This window comes from Shewanella sp. SW24 (genome assembly GCF_025653395.1).
Taxonomy (GTDB): domain Bacteria; phylum Pseudomonadota; class Gammaproteobacteria; order Enterobacterales; family Shewanellaceae; genus Shewanella; species Shewanella oncorhynchi.
On sequence record NZ_JAKKSH010000050.1, the window covers coordinates 1 to 16,185 of the forward strand.

Sequence of the window (16,185 nt, forward strand, 5' to 3'; positions counted from 1 at the left end):
ATTTCGACCTAACTCAGTCAAGGTCAGTGTCTTACATTCAATCAGTGCCTTAGAGGCCAGCATCAAGCTGTTTAATCGTTTTAGGTGAAGTTCTGGGCAGTATTGGTGTAAAGAATGTTGTAGGATATTGGCTTCGCGCATCTTGTTGTCCAAGTGTAGTTTTTAGCGAAACCATTTGATCATGCAACAAGATGCGCTTCCACCCTAATTTGATGATTTATTTGTAAATCATCAGGGGATTCTTCAGGGCTATGTATATTGATATCGTTTCAGTTAAATCGATTTCTTACTGCACCAACAAGGCTATTGACCACAGAGTTTTTGAAATTATTAGAATAGTAATATTCATTGGTTAGTAATAGAGAGTTTTATGGCATTTGAGCAATCATTTTTATCTAGTTTTACGGTTAAATTCTGGGTGCAAGAAATAATATACAAAATTTTTTAAATGTAACGCCTTACTTAAGAGTATCTTGTAACAATGAAAATCAATACTAATTTTGATATTGGTAATAAACTGAGAATTGCTAGGGTAAATAAAGGGTTATCATTGGATAACGTCGCGGAGAAAATAGGTTTAAGTAAGGTTTTACTTTGGGAAATTGAAAATAGAAGTGTTGAAAACTTGGATGTACAAGTACTTCATGTCATTTTTAAAGAATTAGATATCACTTGCGATGATGCCTTGGGGAACTGTATTCGAGATGCTGATTTTCTTTAATGATTACATTTTCTAGTAACATAACGCAGAAAATTTTGCATGTTAATAACTGTTAAAGTGCATTTTTCGCGTGTTTTAGCGCTTAATCAACGTGTTTTGTGCATGATCGTAACAGATTCATGCAAAACTAAGTTTATGCAGCACAATATGCATAAATAGTCACATATCTATCAGTCTTTAATGTTTCACTCTTAATCAGCAAAGAAAACGCAATAGTATGGCTAAAGAGTAAGTAACTCGCTTTTGGACAAAAGCGTGATAGACCCTTTGCTCTAACTCGTCAGTTTCGGATAAAAATTTCTATGGGTTTAACGCCACGCTCTGCGGCGAATTTGGAGCGCAGCGGAAAATTTGAGAAGTATAAGGATAACGGGTTAACCAAACAAAATGAGGACTCGACAACGGCTTGATGAACAAGTGATAAAAATATTAGCTCGTTCGCTAAGGGCGGGCCATGCCTGCATAAAAGTCTCTTTCAAAATAAGACCTTCGCCAGCACAAATTCTCAATCCGCTATTTGCATAATAAAGTGTCAACAACCAGCATCGGGCTTGTTCAACACTTCGGATAAGGTCGCGGCTACGCGCAGCCTATCCTTATTTGTTAGCTTTTAAAAATACATTTTCAAATGACTCACCAGAAGCAATCTTCTCAAGGTCATTGAAAAACTGTTTTGGGCGTATCAAAGGTTCTACGGCAATTCGTGATGCCTGATAGTTTTGTCTTATGTTATTCGAAAAAAAACTTTTGCCGCTTTTCAGGTTTTTTACCGAAGTAACATCTTCAGCAAACAGGTTAATATTTTCAGGTAAAAACGGTTTTCTGTAATCAAGTGTAAGTGCGGCACCTTCATCAAACCAAACAGGAATTTCCTTTAGGAAACGAAAGAAGCCAACTCGATGCTGGATTTCAGCATGGAGCCACTCATGGGCGATCACATCAACGTTTTGTCCTTTAGGACCAATTATTATACAAGCTCGCCAAGGCATTCGATGCATCGAGGCCGTCTCATTTGCCCCCCAATTTGCAGCACCTTGAATGTCAGCAGCAATGACAAATCTCGGTTTAGATATCGGTTTACCATAAACATGACTAATTCGTTCTGACGCCGAATCAATAAGTTCGCTTATGATTTGGGCTTGCTGTTCAGCAAAGTCACCCGCAAGAAATACCTCACTATTGAGCCGCTGGTAATTCATTAGCGGCAGTATATCGCAGGCAATTGCATGTCTTTGAAATATACCCCCGATAAGCACCACCGTTGCAGCAATCATAAATACTACGATGCCAAATTTGTGCACAGATCCTCCATGAAAGCTAACACCCCAAGCAGGGGCAATAAAAAGCTGGCAATAATTGGAGCGAAGCGACGAGAGCCTGCTTTTTATTGTCCCGCTGCCTTGTTTTGTTAGTTTACAATTAAGACAAAACAATTGAAAAGACACTCAACCAGGCCAATTGACAGCCATATGATATGCGTTGATGAGCGCCTGGATTACTCTGTTGTTTAAATGCTCTAGTCATAGCAAATAAATAATAAACGCTCGCAATAACAGTAATAATGGAAAACACGCGAAAATATGCGGGTATTACTGTTGTCGTTGGGCTGATTGCGATTAATATTGGTGCTACAAGTAATGAAAGCAGCATTATAAAACCCGCCCAAGAATGCACTTTACAGTTGAATGTTGGATTTTTTGTAAATGGATCCGCATCCATGGGAAAATAACCAGCCACCCATGTACCGATACCATGCACTATGACTAGCCAGCCTGCAATGTTAACCAAAACTGACACGTTCGAAAGTTGCGCTACATACCAACCGAAAAAACAAAACAGAAAACCTAATGGATAATTATTGATCAAAGGTGACAATTTCTCGGTTGGGCTTCCTGTAGCACCCAGCTCACTGCAAAATTGTTTAGAGTGGTCATAGCCATCGTAGAATCGACTGGCCACATAAATCCCGACGATGATCCAAATTGTGGAAATTAATCCTGAGTAGACAAACATACCATCAAACAAAACCAAGCTCCCTTTGTAAACTAACGTCTTAGTATTTATGCGCTGCGCTGTTTGCAGGGCATAAATCACTTGTTGGACTTGGCCGCTGCCACATCCATGTCAATTGGTATAAATGATGCTATAGGAATTTGCTTTTTTGCGGTAGCGGTTTTTTATACAGTTTGGAGGGTAATCACTTGATATCGTTTTTGCTTTCTCATTCTTTTACGCTCACTTTTGACTGATTTTTGACCTTGGTTGACAGCATTTTGGCCCCAGATTCAGGCTGACACTCACACCCTATCCCCTCATCGGCTTAACCCCATAAGGCTGGCTGCTTTCGCTATCGGTCATTACGCTACGTCTCGAAGGAGTCGTTATCCTGACAGACGTACTGGCTTTGAGAGATCGGACGAGCAAAACTTCTAGGTTGAAAGTAACCACATCACATTAGCTTTTCTATAGCCAAAGTTTTACTAGCCCAATTTAGCTTTTGAACTGCGAAACTCACTTTGGGGCAAAAATGTGCTAACTCTTAATCCGCACATTCACCAAAAGAGCCAAAAAATATCAAACTATTATATAAATGATCAAACATTATTAAGAATTATCAAACTATTATATAAACGCACACCTGTGAGCGGGATAAAAAGGCCACCCGGATTTATGCTTTAAAACAACCCATCTGCCAAACGTGGAAAAGGTATGCAAATGCAGCATAATCAAGCTTGTTCAAAAGCACAGCTCGAGCAGGAGCTAAATGCCTTCTTTGACAATGACACCGCCAAGATAAATGAGTGGCTTGATACGCCTATTCCTAGGCTAGGCGGACAGTATCCTCGTAGTATGCTTGCAACAGACGATAAACGTGCCGAGCTTTTTCAGGTGCTGCAAGAAATGAAGTTTGGGGATATGGCTTAAAGTCAGCTAAGAGCGAGTTGCGGACGCTCACAACATGCGCTCACGAAAAAACGAATCTCGGCTTTGTCTTGAAACCTGACATTCAGTCAGCCTGTGCTCGGATAAGTATGCCTGCAGCTCCTGTTCCGAGCGATAAATCAGGTTTAGGGTGCGCATGGCTAGATCCCTTGCTGTATCGCCCAGAACTGATTGGTTAGCTGATCCAATCTTCTGGTGATATTGACCGTCTTTTCGGCAACCTTTCCGCTTAATTTAACGGCATCGAGGTTTTCCTGCGCATTACTTTTTATAATAAGCACGCTTTCACTGACCGAGTTTACCACCGACGTTTGTTCATTTACTGCCCGCGCAATTTGCTCGCTCATGCGGGAAATCGTGCTAATCGCATTCAGGATATTTTCCAGAGCCTGCGCCGTGGCATGGCTTTTTGCCACACTCTGTTCCGCTGCCGCTTCACCGGATCGCATGGCACTGACGGCTTGTCGGACACCACTTTGTAATTGCTCAATGACGCCGCGGATCTCTTTAGTGGATTCTTGGGTGCGATTGGCCAAAGAGCGCACTTCATCGGCAACAACCGCGAAGCCCCGGCCAAGCTCACCTGCTCGTGCAGCTTCAATGGCTGCGTTTAACGCCAACAAATTAGTCTGGTCGGCAATGGCGAGAATAACGTCGAGGATTTTTTCAATTTCATTGCTGCTTATGGCAACGTTATTGATGACCTGCGACGCCGAGTGAATGAGACGTTTCAATTCATTAATGGTGCTGGCATTTTCATCAACAACCTGTTTGCCGGAGTTGGCAATTGCCAGTCCGTCAGCAGAGGCGGTAGAAGTTTCGGCTGCGTTGATGGATACGCTTTGGATACTCACGGCCATCTGTTCCATTGCCGTTGCAACCTGCTCTGTTTGTTCAAACTGACGTAAGGTGCCATTTTCAGATTGTGTTACGGCAGCACTTAAACTTTGGGCATTTTCACTTAAGGTTGACGACATATCATTGATGCGGCCAATTAATGCCGCGTTCTCAGACTCAAGTTTTTTAACCGCCAGTAACAAAGTCCCGGCTTCATCATTTCGACCGGTGTAGACGTAGCGCGCGACCTTATCTTCAGAAATGGTTTTGAGTTTCGTTAATGCGAGCAGTAAAGGTTGGCTAAAGACGAAGACTGCGGCGCTGACAACAAAGGTACTAAAAATTGTGGCTAATAGTACGAGTAAGGCGGAGTAGTTTAAGAGATAAACCAGTACCGGCAATAGTAAGCCGGCAAAGAGTGTAATCAATATTTTGGCGGGCAGCGATAGTGAATCGCCCAGCTTGCGTAAAGATTTTCCAGCCTGGATGGCGGCGTAAACTTCTTCTGCCCGAGTAATAAATTCAGGCTTTGCTTTACGCCTTACCGATTGATATTCCTCGGTTCTGCCATTCTTTTTAATCGGCGTTGCATAAGCATCAACCCAGTAATGGTCACCGTTTTTACAGCGATTTTTGACAATACCCATCCAGGATTTTTCGGCGCGTAAATCAGCCCAAAACATTTTAAATACGGCGGGTGGCATATCAGGGTGGCGGACAATGTGGTGGTTCTGACCTTTTAGCTCTTCTTTGCTGAAGCCGCTGATATCAATAAAGTCTTTGTTAATATAAGTGATTTTGCCATCAAGATTAGTGGTCGATAGAATATTGGCTTGGGCAGAAAAACGCTGCTCCACGCCGGTGACCGGTAAATTCTGTTTCATATTGGGTCCACCTACGTATGATCTTTAGGATTTGAAAAGGTGCTTCATTCGTGATCTAATTGATTTTGCGAATAAAAAAGATCACCTTTGCAGGCAAAACGAATGAAGCACGAACAAGATAGCCCATTCTTAAACGCTTTTGAACGACTTTTTTCTCCAGATGAGCTTGATACGCTTGGGCAAAAACCGGATTTATGAAACGTCGTCGCCAGGTCACGCCGCATAAGTTCTGCATGGCGTTGGTCAGCGCCCTTGGCTCTGGGACTACGAATTCTATTACCGATATCCACCGTCAATTTAATCATATGCACTTCACCAACATACAGCTAAAACCTTTTCATAAACAGTTGGTTAAAATGGCTGCGCCTGAGTTTATGCGTGAAGTGTTTGAAAAAGCACTGGCTGTGCATCTTCCAGATATGCTTACTCTGCGAGAGAAGTATAAAGACGTTTTTGAACGTATTATTTTGCAAGATGGCACCAGTTTCGCGGTGCATGGCGACTTAATGCACTATTTTCCAGGCCGTTTTAACGTACACAACCCTGCTGCGGTTGAGTTGCATGTCACCTATGATGTGTTCAAAGGACAACCACAGCGCGTAAGCCTGACCGAAGATATTGCGCCAGAGCGGGAGTATTTGCCATCAGCCTCATCCTTAGCTGGTTGCTTATTTATGGCAGATGCGGGTTATTTTTCAAAGGCTTATGTCCAGGAATTGCAAGACGCCAGCGCTTTTTTCATCATCCGCATGAGCAACAGCGTGAATCCAATGGCCGGTTGCAACAAAAGCCAGCAGGCAAAACCGCTGAAATCATGGCTAAAAGAATTACCCGGTACAGGTGCGTTGGATTTAGACGTGCATTGGCCGGATGGTCCAATTTATCGTTGTGTGGCATTTGCCGCATTAGATCACAAAAAAAGACATGTTTTGGTGTGCACCAACCTTGATCGGCAACCGTTTCCCGCAGAAGTTGTCGGCGACCTCTACCGTGTCCGCTGGCAGATTGAACTGCTATTCAAAGAATGGAAGTCGATGAATAATTTGAATAAATTCGACACATATCATCCAACAATAGTCGAAACGCTGATCTGGGGAAGCTTGCTTGTGGCAACCTTAAAACGGTGGCTTATCAACGCGGCACAACAAAAGTATAACCGGGTGATTTCACTGTTTACCGGTGCAAAATCAGCCCATATCTGGTGGTTTACCCTTTTGTTTAGATATTGCCAGAAGCCATGGCGCAGATTTAGTGACGGCCATAAATGAAGCATTGGCATTTTTAGCACAACGTTGCCAGCGTCAGAATTTGAAGAGGGATCAAAAAAACGGGGTGTTTAAAATGCTAACTAATCTAAATATATCAGCAGCTTAAGCTCTTAAGGACATACGTATGAGCAAAATCATTTTCATGCTCAAACGCGATACGAAGATCCGTTAAGTAGTAAGCCTCTGGATACTCAGGAACCAAATTGCGAATTTCGGGGTCGTCCGGCCACTCATTTCGGTGTGAACCGGCCAGTCATTTCGGTATCGTCCGGCCACCTGTTTCGGTGTGAACCGGCCAGTAGTTTCGGTATCGTCCGGCCACCTCTTTCGGTGTGATCCGGTCAGTCGTTTCGGTATCATCCGGCCATCTTTTTCTTTCTTCGTTTCAGGTGCTGCGGCATAACTGGGGTTTCCCTGTCAGCCGGAGCTTGTATGACACGCAAAAAGAAATTGATGAGAACCGATATGAGAACTTATCTGGAAGTGTTCCGGCTGTGTTTTGACGATCAGCTGTCCCACCGCCAAATTGCCCTTGCCCTGGGCATTGGCCGCTCGACTGTGACTGATTTAATTGCCCGCTTTAATAACCTCAACCTTGCATGGCCTCTCGCCCCAGAGGTGTCCTTAAATACCCTTGATCAGGCTCTGTTGCCAGGACGTGATTACCAGACCAAACGGGTCTTGCCCGACTGGTTACGTATCGATTTGGAGTTAAAAGATCCGAAGCTAACCAAGCAGTTATTGTGGCAGGAGTACCAAGCTGAACATGGCCGCGCAGCGCTGGGATATACCCAATTCTGCGAACATTATCGCCGCTGGAAAGGCTCGCAGCGCCGTTCGATGCGCCAACAGCATTATGCAGGCGAGAAACTCTTTATCGATTTCTGTGGCCCCACGGTGCCCATTGTCGACCCGCGCACTGGCGAAATCCGCAAAGCCGCCATCTTCGTGGCCACCTTAGGTGCATCCAATTACACCTATATCGAAGCCTGTGCCGGGCAGGATCAGCAGTCCTGGCTGATGGCCAACAGCCGTTGCCTGAGCTTTTTAGGCGGTGTGCCGACCTTATTGGTGCCGGATAATCTCAAGGCTGCTGTGGCCAAAGCTGACAAGTTTGAGCCGTCCATCAACAGTGATTACCAGGCACTGGCGCGACATTACCGATGCACCGTCATGCCTGCGCGTCCTTATAAACCAAAGGATAAAACCAAAGGATAAAAGCAAAGTAGAAGGTGCTGTGCTGATTGTTGAGCGCTGGGTATTAGCGCGGCTTCGCCACCAGATCTTTTACTCGCTGGAGGCACTGAATCAGGCGATCCGATTGCTGAATCACCAGCTAAACGAGCGGCCAATGAAAGCTTATAACGGATTAAGCCGTAAAGACTTGTTCCAACAAATTGACCAGCCTGCGCTCAAAGCGCTGCCTGCATTCCCGTATGAATACACCGAATACAAAGTGGCCAAAGTGGGACCGGATTACCACCTGCAGTTCGATAAACATTACTACTCGGTACCGCATGCCTTGTGCGGTGAGCGGCTGGAAATACAGGCCACTGCCACCATGATCTGGGTGCATCACAAAGGCCAGTGTGTGGCGCAGCATGTGCGAAGTAGCAAAGCCTTCGGTCAAACCTCGGAGTTATCACACTTGCCACCAGCCCACGCCGCGCATCAGGAATGGGGGCCAGAGCGATTAAGGCAATGGGCAGAGAAAATAGGGCCGGATACGCTAGGCGTGGTGCTGGCGATAGAGAAGCGTAAAGCTCATCCGGTCTTGGCACAGCGCACCTGTCTGGCACTGCTTGGCCTGCAAAAAAGTTATGGCAGCAAACGGCTGGAACGCGCCTGCGGCATGGCACTGCAACAACAGGCGACGTTCACCGGCTTTATTAAAAACTTGCTGAAAAACGGCTTCGATCAAACTCAACCTGACACCGAAAGTAGCGCCCCAGCACTTATACACACCAACTTACGTGGTCCTCACCACTACCAATAAGGACAGAATAATGGATCTGATCATGACACAATTACGCCAGCTGAAAATGGCGGCGATGGCCAAAGCTCTGGAGCTGCAACGGCAAAATCCGCATAACTACAACGGCTTGAGCTTCGAAGAACGATTGGGCTTATTGGTGGAGCAAGAGCAGTTCTCACGCGACAACACCCGCCTGATGAGGCTGCGCAAAGATGCTGGGCTGCGACTTCGGGCCAGTCCGGAGGAGCTGAAATACCCGGCACGACGCGGCATACGACCAGAGCAACTGACCCCCCTGCTGCAAGGGCATCACCTGAACTACGGCCAAAACGTACTCATCACGGGAGCAACAGGCTGCGGCAAAACCTATTTGGCCTGTGCGTTGGGAGAACAAGCGTGCAGACAGAATAAAAAGGTGAGGTACTACCGACTGGGTCGCCTGATGGAAGCGTTGAAACTGGGGCATGCCGATGGCAGTTATTTAAAGCAATTAAGCCAGTTGCAAAAGCTGGACCTATTGATCCTGGACGACTGGGGGTTAGAAGGATTTAAGGGTAAACAAATCAGCGATCTGCTGGATGTGATTGAAGACAGATACGAGCAACGCAGCACAGTGATCGTTAGCCAATTACCGGTCAGTGAATGGTATGGACTCATGGAAAATCCGACGGTAGCAGATGCGCTGTTAGACCGATTGATCCACAACGCCCATCGACTGGAATTAACAGGAGAATCGCAACGGAAAAAAAGTCTGGCTGAACCAGCGGAAGTAAGTTAAAAAGTGAGGGGTTACGAAGAAAAGATCAGATGGCCGGACGATACCGAAACAGCTGGCCGGACAAACCGAAATACGCACATGATGGTCTTTTTGCAAAATAAAGTTTTTAACTGATAGCTTTGTAAGGAAATAAAATGCCAATTGCACGTAATCTGTCAGACATATTTATTCAAACTCTTGAGCAGGCTATAGACAGTGTCGTCGTCATTGACTCTCAAAACTGTATAGTCCTGTTCAACGCAGCTGCTGAAAAGTTGTGGGGGTATTCCAGGGATGAAGTGATTGGGGAAAACGTAAAAATTTTGGTACCTCTGCATATCCGACCAGAACATGACAGTTACATCAATGCAAATAGAACAACCGGAATTAACAAAATTGTAGGGACTAGTCGAGATGTACCAATTCACCGTAAAGATGGCGGTTGTCGCTGGGGTGCAATGTCTATCTCGAAGGTAGAGAGCGAGGGGCAAATTCTCTATACAGCCTTTATTAAAGAAGTAACTCAGCAGTATTACGAAAAAGAAAAGTTACGGCTTTTATCTCTGGTGACAGACCAAACGGACAGTGCAATTATTATCACTGACGGACAATGGAAGATTATTTATGTAAACGCTGGATTTGAAAAAGTGTTCGGCTACACGGCAAAAGAGGTTGAAGGACTTCATCCTACGGCTTTACTTACTCCGAATTTATCTCAGACCTCAATAGCCAAAGTGCATGAAAAATTGCTTAATGGGCTGCCCGTTAAGTCGGAAGAGTTGACACATGTAAAGAGTGGCGAGCGGATCTGGAGCAGCATCACTGTCAATCCCATTCTTGATGATCATAATAGCTTGACGTATACGGTGAGTATTCTTTCTGATATCACAGGCGCGAAAATGCATGAAGTTATGCAACATTGCATTCTCGATGCGATGGCCAGAGAAGAGCCTCTTGAGAACTTGATGGAAATTGCGTGTCGAGAAATTGAGCGTATAGCTCCTGAAATTATAGCAGCGGTGCTTCAGGTTGATGATGAAAATAAGTTACACCCTCTAGCAGCACCTAGCCTGGAACAGGCTTATAAAAACGTGCTCGAAGGAATGCCAATAGGCGAGTGTGTAGGAACCTCCGGCACGGCGGCGTTTCGCGGAGAAACGGTTGTAGTAAGTGATATTGAAACCGATCCGTTATGGATGGACCTTCGAGCGGACATTCTTCCTCTAGGCATCAAAAGTTGCTGGGCTACCCCCATTAAAAACAGCAAAGGGTTATGTGTTGGAACCCTGGCATTTTATTACAAAGAGAAGCGCCAACCATCAGCATTTCATCAGCGATTAGTTGAAGCCATCGTTCCATTGTGCACTTTGGCGATGGAGCGAGAAGAAAGCCGTCAGAATATACGTCAGTTAGCGTTCTATGACAGTTTAACGGAGCTTCCAAATCGCAGCTTGTTACACGCAAAGGCTGAGCATGCGCTTATTGAAGCCAAACGAAGCAAGACGACTTTAGCTGTTCTCTTTATAGATATTGATCGGTTTAAGCAGGTGAATGATTCACTTGGTCATCCCGCCGGTGATGCATTACTCCAACAATTTGCAGAGCGTTTGAGCTTTCAGCGTAGACAAACCGACATTGTTGGTCGTTTGTCCGGTGATGAGTTTGTCGTCGTCTTACCAGGATGTGAAGTGAGTAATGTCACCGAAATTATTGAGGAAATAAAGCTCAATATTTCGCAGCCTTGCAAGATCGGAGGCTCTACCTTGTCACCTTCTGCCAGCATAGGGATTAGTTTATACCCACAAGATGGCCATGACATAGGCTCACTTATCCATCGTGCAGATATGGCCATGTATCAGGCGAAGAGCACTGGTCGAGGCCGATTTAGCTTTTTTAGTCATGAACTGAATCAGTTGGCTCAAGAGCGCCAGGAGCTCGAAAATGCTTTGCGAGAAGCGATAGAAAATAACGAACTAAAACTACACTTTCAACCTCAAATAAGCATGTCTGAAGGTAGATTATATGGCGTTGAAGCGTTGGCTCGCTGGGAACATCCTAAGTTTGGAACAGTATCTCCAGCTCGCTTCATCCCACTTGCAGAAGAATGCGGGTTAATTGGAGTTCTGGGCCACTGGGCTATTAAAGAAGCCTGTCAGCAAATGGCGATCTGGAGAAGAAAAGGGATCAACATTCCTGCAATCTCCGTGAATTTGTCGCCTAGTAATTTCCATAACTTAGACTTGTGCGGAATGATAACGCAAACACTAACTCAACATAACCTGCAAGCGAGCGATTTAACATTAGAGCTGACAGAAAGTGTTTTACTCGACACAAATCCCAGCACAATGAAAGTGCTCAATGAGGTTCACGCTCAAGGGATACGCTTGGCAATGGATGATTTCGGTACCGGTTATTCGAGTTTAAGCTACTTACGCAGATTACCAATCCATGAATTAAAGTTAGACCGAAGTTTTGTACTGGATTTAGAAAATGATGCAACCAGCCGTGCTCTGAGCGATGCAGTCTTGCGGATTGGTGAAAGTTTGCAATTAAAGGTGGTCGCAGAAGGTGTTGAAGAGGAAGGTCAGTATCAGATTTTGAAGGGGCAAGGTTACCATGTTGCTCAAGGATACTTACTATCAAAACCGCTAAGCTCCATTGACTTGGAGCAATGGATCCAAAATGCAAAAACAGTCTAAATGTTCATACTATTTGCTATTGAAGTGCATTGTGTCGACGGGAGTTCGAAATGTTTTTAAATAAAAAGTTAAAGGAACAAGTTCTGCAGCTACAAGAAGAATTGTCTTCTCTGCAGCAAGTTCAAAGGAGCTTAGATAGTGAAATGTTGTCCGTAATTATGGACCCAAAAGGAAGCATAACAGCGGTTAACTCAAACTTTGAACAAGAAATGATATACAGCGGTAGTCAGTTGATGGGTAGATCGTGGCTTGAGCTTGTACCTCCTTATGCGCAAAAAACTGATCATTTCCGGCGAATGAAAGAAGCGCTCCAACAAGGTAAGCATTGGGCTGGTGCCGCTCAAGTGTACCGTGGTAATGGTGAAGAAGCCTGGTTAAGAGTGATTTTGCAACCAGTACAAGATACGAAAGGTAAAGTTCTGCATGTCTCCATCTATGCCAGTGACCTGACTAGGACAATTGAAGCATCCAAGGAGCATGAGAACCTTATTGAAGCATTACAGCGTTCTACAGCCGTGATTGAGTTTGACCTCAACGGTCATGTTATTACCGCCAATAATCGTTTTCTCAACGCTATGGGCTATGGTCTGGCACAGATCGTGGGTAAACATCACCGTCTATTTTGTACAGAGCAGGAGTATAACTCTGATCGTTATCGGTCATTCTGGGCGAAATTAAACCGAGGAGAATTTGTCGCCGAGCGCTTTCAGCGTCTGGACAGCCGTGGTGATATCGTATGGCTTGAAGCGTCTTACAATCCCATATCCGATTCACATGGAAGGCTCTATAAGATTGTGAAATTTGCGACCGTCATTACCGAACAAGTTGATCGCGAGTTAGCAGTAGCACAAGCGGCAGATGTTGCTTATGAAATTTCGCAACATACCGATGCAGCATCAGTTCGTGGCAGCGAAGTGTTAAAGGAAACGGTTACTGTGATGCAGGAGCTTTCTGAGCAAATGGAAGACGCGTCCGCCGGTATTGCCGCGTTAGATAAACAATCGCAAATTATAGGTACCATAATCAAAAGTATCAGTGGTATTGCCGACCAAACCAATTTGCTGGCATTAAATGCAGCGATTGAAGCAGCAAGAGCGGGTGAGCAGGGACGCGGTTTTGCGGTGGTGGCAGATGAAGTGCGCCATCTGGCATCTCGCACGACTAAAGCGACAGTAGAGATTATTGATGTCGTACTCCAAAACCAAAAACTAGCTGAACAAGCGGTAAAGATTATCGAACAAGGAAAGGTGCAGGCTCATCATGCGCTAGAACTCTCCGCTCAATCGGGTTCGGTGATGGTTGAGATCCAGGATGGGGCTAAGAAGGTTGTTAGTGCTGTAGGGCAATTTACCAATCACTTAGATCCATAACCGCTCCATTCCTCGTGCTATCCTTTCTTTGGAGGTAGGATTACGGACAACATTTAGCCTTAAAATCTTTGAAAAAGTAACAGATAAAACAGCGTTAGTTTATAATTCAATGAATGCGTTCAGGCCGTCAGTGTTAGCCTTTTTCTTCTGGCAGGAAGGGAGAAAGTGATCACTGATGGCCACCCAATCTTTCGAGCTGCGCCGGATATAGGTTCAATAAATGTCAAAGCACATCAGAACCTGACTAAACATAAAGCAGAATTCATATTTACCTAACTAGCCACCACAGTATTCCAAATAAGAGCATTATCTGTACCAGTCTTTATAGGTAGTTTATGCTTTACAAAACTGAACTAAAATTAAGTGTGTTTTTGACTGTCATGATAGTCATTATCAGCGAGGCAGTTTACCTAAATAAAACCCATGATTTTTGCTCGAATGAAATCTATGGAGAATATTTAGCTCCAGATAAGGTGCACAAAGCTGTTTGAATGGATAATTGTCTTTGTATAGGCTTTAGAGTTTCTCCAGGTATTTTCAAGCTCTTTCTTACGTGCATTTACTTTATCACACCAAGCAAAATAAAATTTCTTAGCTAAGTCCATCAGAACCTCTTTACTGCTAACAATTTCATCAAAAGGAAAAACCACGCTTTTAAGCAGGGACAACCCTTTTGAGTTTTTAAAATACTGCAACGCTAACGTAAAAATTCATCAATCTCAAACCTTTGGTAGCGAGTACCTAGCTATGGGACGAGCAAAGCGTGAATAAACACACCAAGTAATTTGAAAATACATATATAACATTTGACAAGATTGCATACTACTGACTGACAAATACAAACTGGTTAGTAGTTCAAAATAGACATGGATAGCACTTCCCATATAAACCATTTGGAATTTCGTGAATGTATCGAAATTTTCGAGAGCTCCGTTTCAGTTTTTGTCAGGAATGTCAGCTTTCAGTGAAAAGCGCAGATTTAATCGAAGCTTAGTGAATATCCGCTTCTGGCACAAACCCGCTATTAACGCAGCTGTTTTAAAACAACGTTCACAAGATATAGTCGGCAAGCTAGTACTGCCGGCAGTTGAGTTCAGTGTTGACGGGTGTGAACGCCCACTAATTTCCACCAAATTAAGGTTTGAATCGACCAAACTTCTTTAGTGTCGAGTGAGTTAGTAGCTATTCACCAGTTCAATTTGATACAATTTTTGTAAAGAATAACGGGCTTGAATTTGAAAATATTCAGACGAAAAAGCTCTACATTTACAAATCTTGCAATTTTCGTAAAGAATTATTGAGACTGAATTGCTTGAGAAGCCCATATATAAGGCACTCGTAGCTCATTCACTCACGAAAGTGGTTTTAGGTTTAGTGAATATAATGTGATGGCTCAAATGAGGTTTGCGACATCATTGTGGGGCAGAAAAACAGTGGTTGTGGGGGTAAGGCACGGTTTGGCTGCGTGACCTGCACCCTTGTTGGTAAAACCGATAATTCAGCTACAGGACTTTCAAAATTACCCCGCTGGAATGCGTTAGGCAGTGAAAATGCACTTCGAGTGAGGGATTACCTTTGGCGTTTAAGCAATGATATGGACGCCAGAGCCCTTCATGCTCGAGCTTACGATCCGGTCACTTACAATCGCGTCGCGCTACAGCCAAACACCCTTAAACCCAAGTATTTAGAGAAGATGGTGCGTTACGCCGCCCAGCTGACATTGGATAGCATTCGGATCGCTAAGGAGTTCGCAGAGCTTGTTGCTAACGGTCGAGAAATCGAGCATGAAGGGTATCGCGACATCGCCAACGACCCTAATATCCCACCTAAGACCAAGCGATTATTTTTGGAAATGTACCGCGAGTGGGCTCAAGACCCAAAGAGCTTGAATTACCTATTTGACGAAGCACAAAGCCTGCTATTATCTTTTCGCTGGAGCATTGACGGTATCGGGGCCGCGCCATTCCGTCCTTACGCAATTTTCAAGCAATTAGAATCTGGCCAAGGCTGGATTCCTTACCCCAAACTCAACTCTGAAATGGACGATACCAGAACTCAGGTAAATCAAACCTTACCCGAGGCGGTAATGATGCCAATCCTCAAATCTGAGGTTGCAGAGGATTTTGCAAAACATCCGGTTAACCTGTTGGATTTGTGGACGCGGCCGCATGATATGTCAGACGTTTACGACGAAGACCGTAACTGCACCATCTCGCGCTTTGCTCAGCATAATGGCGATATCGTGGTGGAGTATGCGATTAATTTTGAGTTCGTGCCGGAAGGTCAGAAAACCACTTTGTCCAACGTCAAAGAATGCTGGTTATTGACTAAGGCAGGCCTTAATCAATACCGATTTGCCTATGGCGCCGAAGGGATAAGCGTTAAGGTGAATGGCCGGACGGTCAACGAGGTAGCCAAAGCATTGCTGCTACCGTCAATTCAGCAGCAGATAGATAGCAGAGTTCGTGGTGTGCTGAATACATTGTGTGAGCAATACGGCCCAGAAGACCATCACACCGGCTGCGAAAATCTCTGTAAGGCGTTTACGGACTCATTATCTAGTGCGCTTGGTGGAAAACAACGACAATCGCTGAATATTCCGTATCTGCAAAGCATTAGTCTACTGACAGGCTACAGGCCGGAAGCTCGTAAGACCGAAAGCGCAAACCAGTTCTCCCGCCGTGTCGTTAAAATCAGCAAACAGGGTATTGAGAAGGGCAATTCTAGGATG

At 44.6% G+C, this 16,185-nt stretch carries 8 protein-coding genes and 4 pseudogenes; 8 read left to right on the forward strand and 4 right to left on the reverse strand.

Features of this window, described 5'->3' with window-relative positions; all coding sequences use genetic code 11:
* Positions 1-141 (reverse strand): annotated as a pseudogene (locus tag L5M17_RS22420) (IS4 family transposase); the annotation flags it as partial.
* Between the two features lie 340 nt (positions 142-481).
* Here L5M17_RS22420 and L5M17_RS22425 point away from each other — a divergent pair.
* Positions 482-721, forward strand: coding sequence for a helix-turn-helix domain-containing protein (locus tag L5M17_RS22425; protein ID WP_014611597.1), 240 nt, complete (start codon positions 482-484; stop codon positions 719-721).
* Positions 722-1,317: 596 nt separating this feature from the next.
* Here L5M17_RS22425 and L5M17_RS22430 read toward each other — a convergent pair.
* Entirely contained in the window at positions 1,318-2,022 is a 705-nt protein-coding gene (locus L5M17_RS22430; RefSeq protein ID WP_041413298.1) for a hypothetical protein, read from the reverse strand.
* A 118-nt stretch (positions 2,023-2,140) separates the two neighbouring features.
* Positions 2,141-2,734 (reverse strand): DUF998 domain-containing protein, encoded by a 594-nt coding sequence (locus L5M17_RS22435; RefSeq protein WP_411568950.1) that lies wholly within the window; start codon positions 2,732-2,734, stop codon positions 2,141-2,143.
* 702 nt (positions 2,735-3,436) lie between these two features.
* Here L5M17_RS22435 and L5M17_RS22440 point away from each other — a divergent pair.
* Positions 3,437-3,646, forward strand: a complete 210-nt coding sequence (locus tag L5M17_RS22440; protein ID WP_181159814.1) for an antitoxin Xre/MbcA/ParS toxin-binding domain-containing protein — start codon at positions 3,437-3,439, stop codon at positions 3,644-3,646.
* Between the two features lie 158 nt (positions 3,647-3,804).
* Here the strand turns inward: L5M17_RS22440 and L5M17_RS22445 are convergent, their stop codons facing one another.
* A complete protein-coding gene (locus tag L5M17_RS22445) occupies positions 3,805-5,385 on the reverse strand; it encodes a methyl-accepting chemotaxis protein (protein ID WP_263149244.1) in 1,581 nt (526 codons plus the stop codon).
* Positions 5,386-5,487: 102 nt separating this feature from the next.
* On the opposite strand from L5M17_RS22445, the pseudogene L5M17_RS22450 reads away from it, so the two are divergent.
* From L5M17_RS22450 to L5M17_RS22485, 6 genes and pseudogenes are all read left to right on the forward strand, one after another.
* Positions 5,488-6,759, forward strand: a pseudogene (locus tag L5M17_RS22450) (IS4 family transposase).
* A 326-nt stretch (positions 6,760-7,085) separates the two neighbouring features.
* Positions 7,086-8,649: pseudogene (istA, locus tag L5M17_RS23160) on the forward strand (IS21 family transposase).
* A gap of 10 nt (positions 8,650-8,659) precedes the next feature.
* Positions 8,660-9,406: an IS21-like element helper ATPase IstB gene (gene istB / locus L5M17_RS22465; RefSeq protein WP_106651310.1), complete on the forward strand. Its 747-nt coding sequence runs from the start codon at positions 8,660-8,662 to the stop codon at positions 9,404-9,406.
* A gap of 134 nt (positions 9,407-9,540) precedes the next feature.
* Positions 9,541-12,084 (forward strand): EAL domain-containing protein, encoded by a 2,544-nt coding sequence (locus L5M17_RS22470; protein WP_263149249.1) that lies wholly within the window; start codon positions 9,541-9,543, stop codon positions 12,082-12,084.
* 50 nt (positions 12,085-12,134) lie between these two features.
* Positions 12,135-13,454 (forward strand): methyl-accepting chemotaxis protein, encoded by a 1,320-nt coding sequence (locus L5M17_RS23100; RefSeq protein WP_262917206.1) that lies wholly within the window; start codon positions 12,135-12,137, stop codon positions 13,452-13,454.
* A 1,465-nt stretch (positions 13,455-14,919) separates the two neighbouring features.
* Positions 14,920-16,185, forward strand: a pseudogene (locus L5M17_RS22485) (hypothetical protein); the annotation flags it as partial.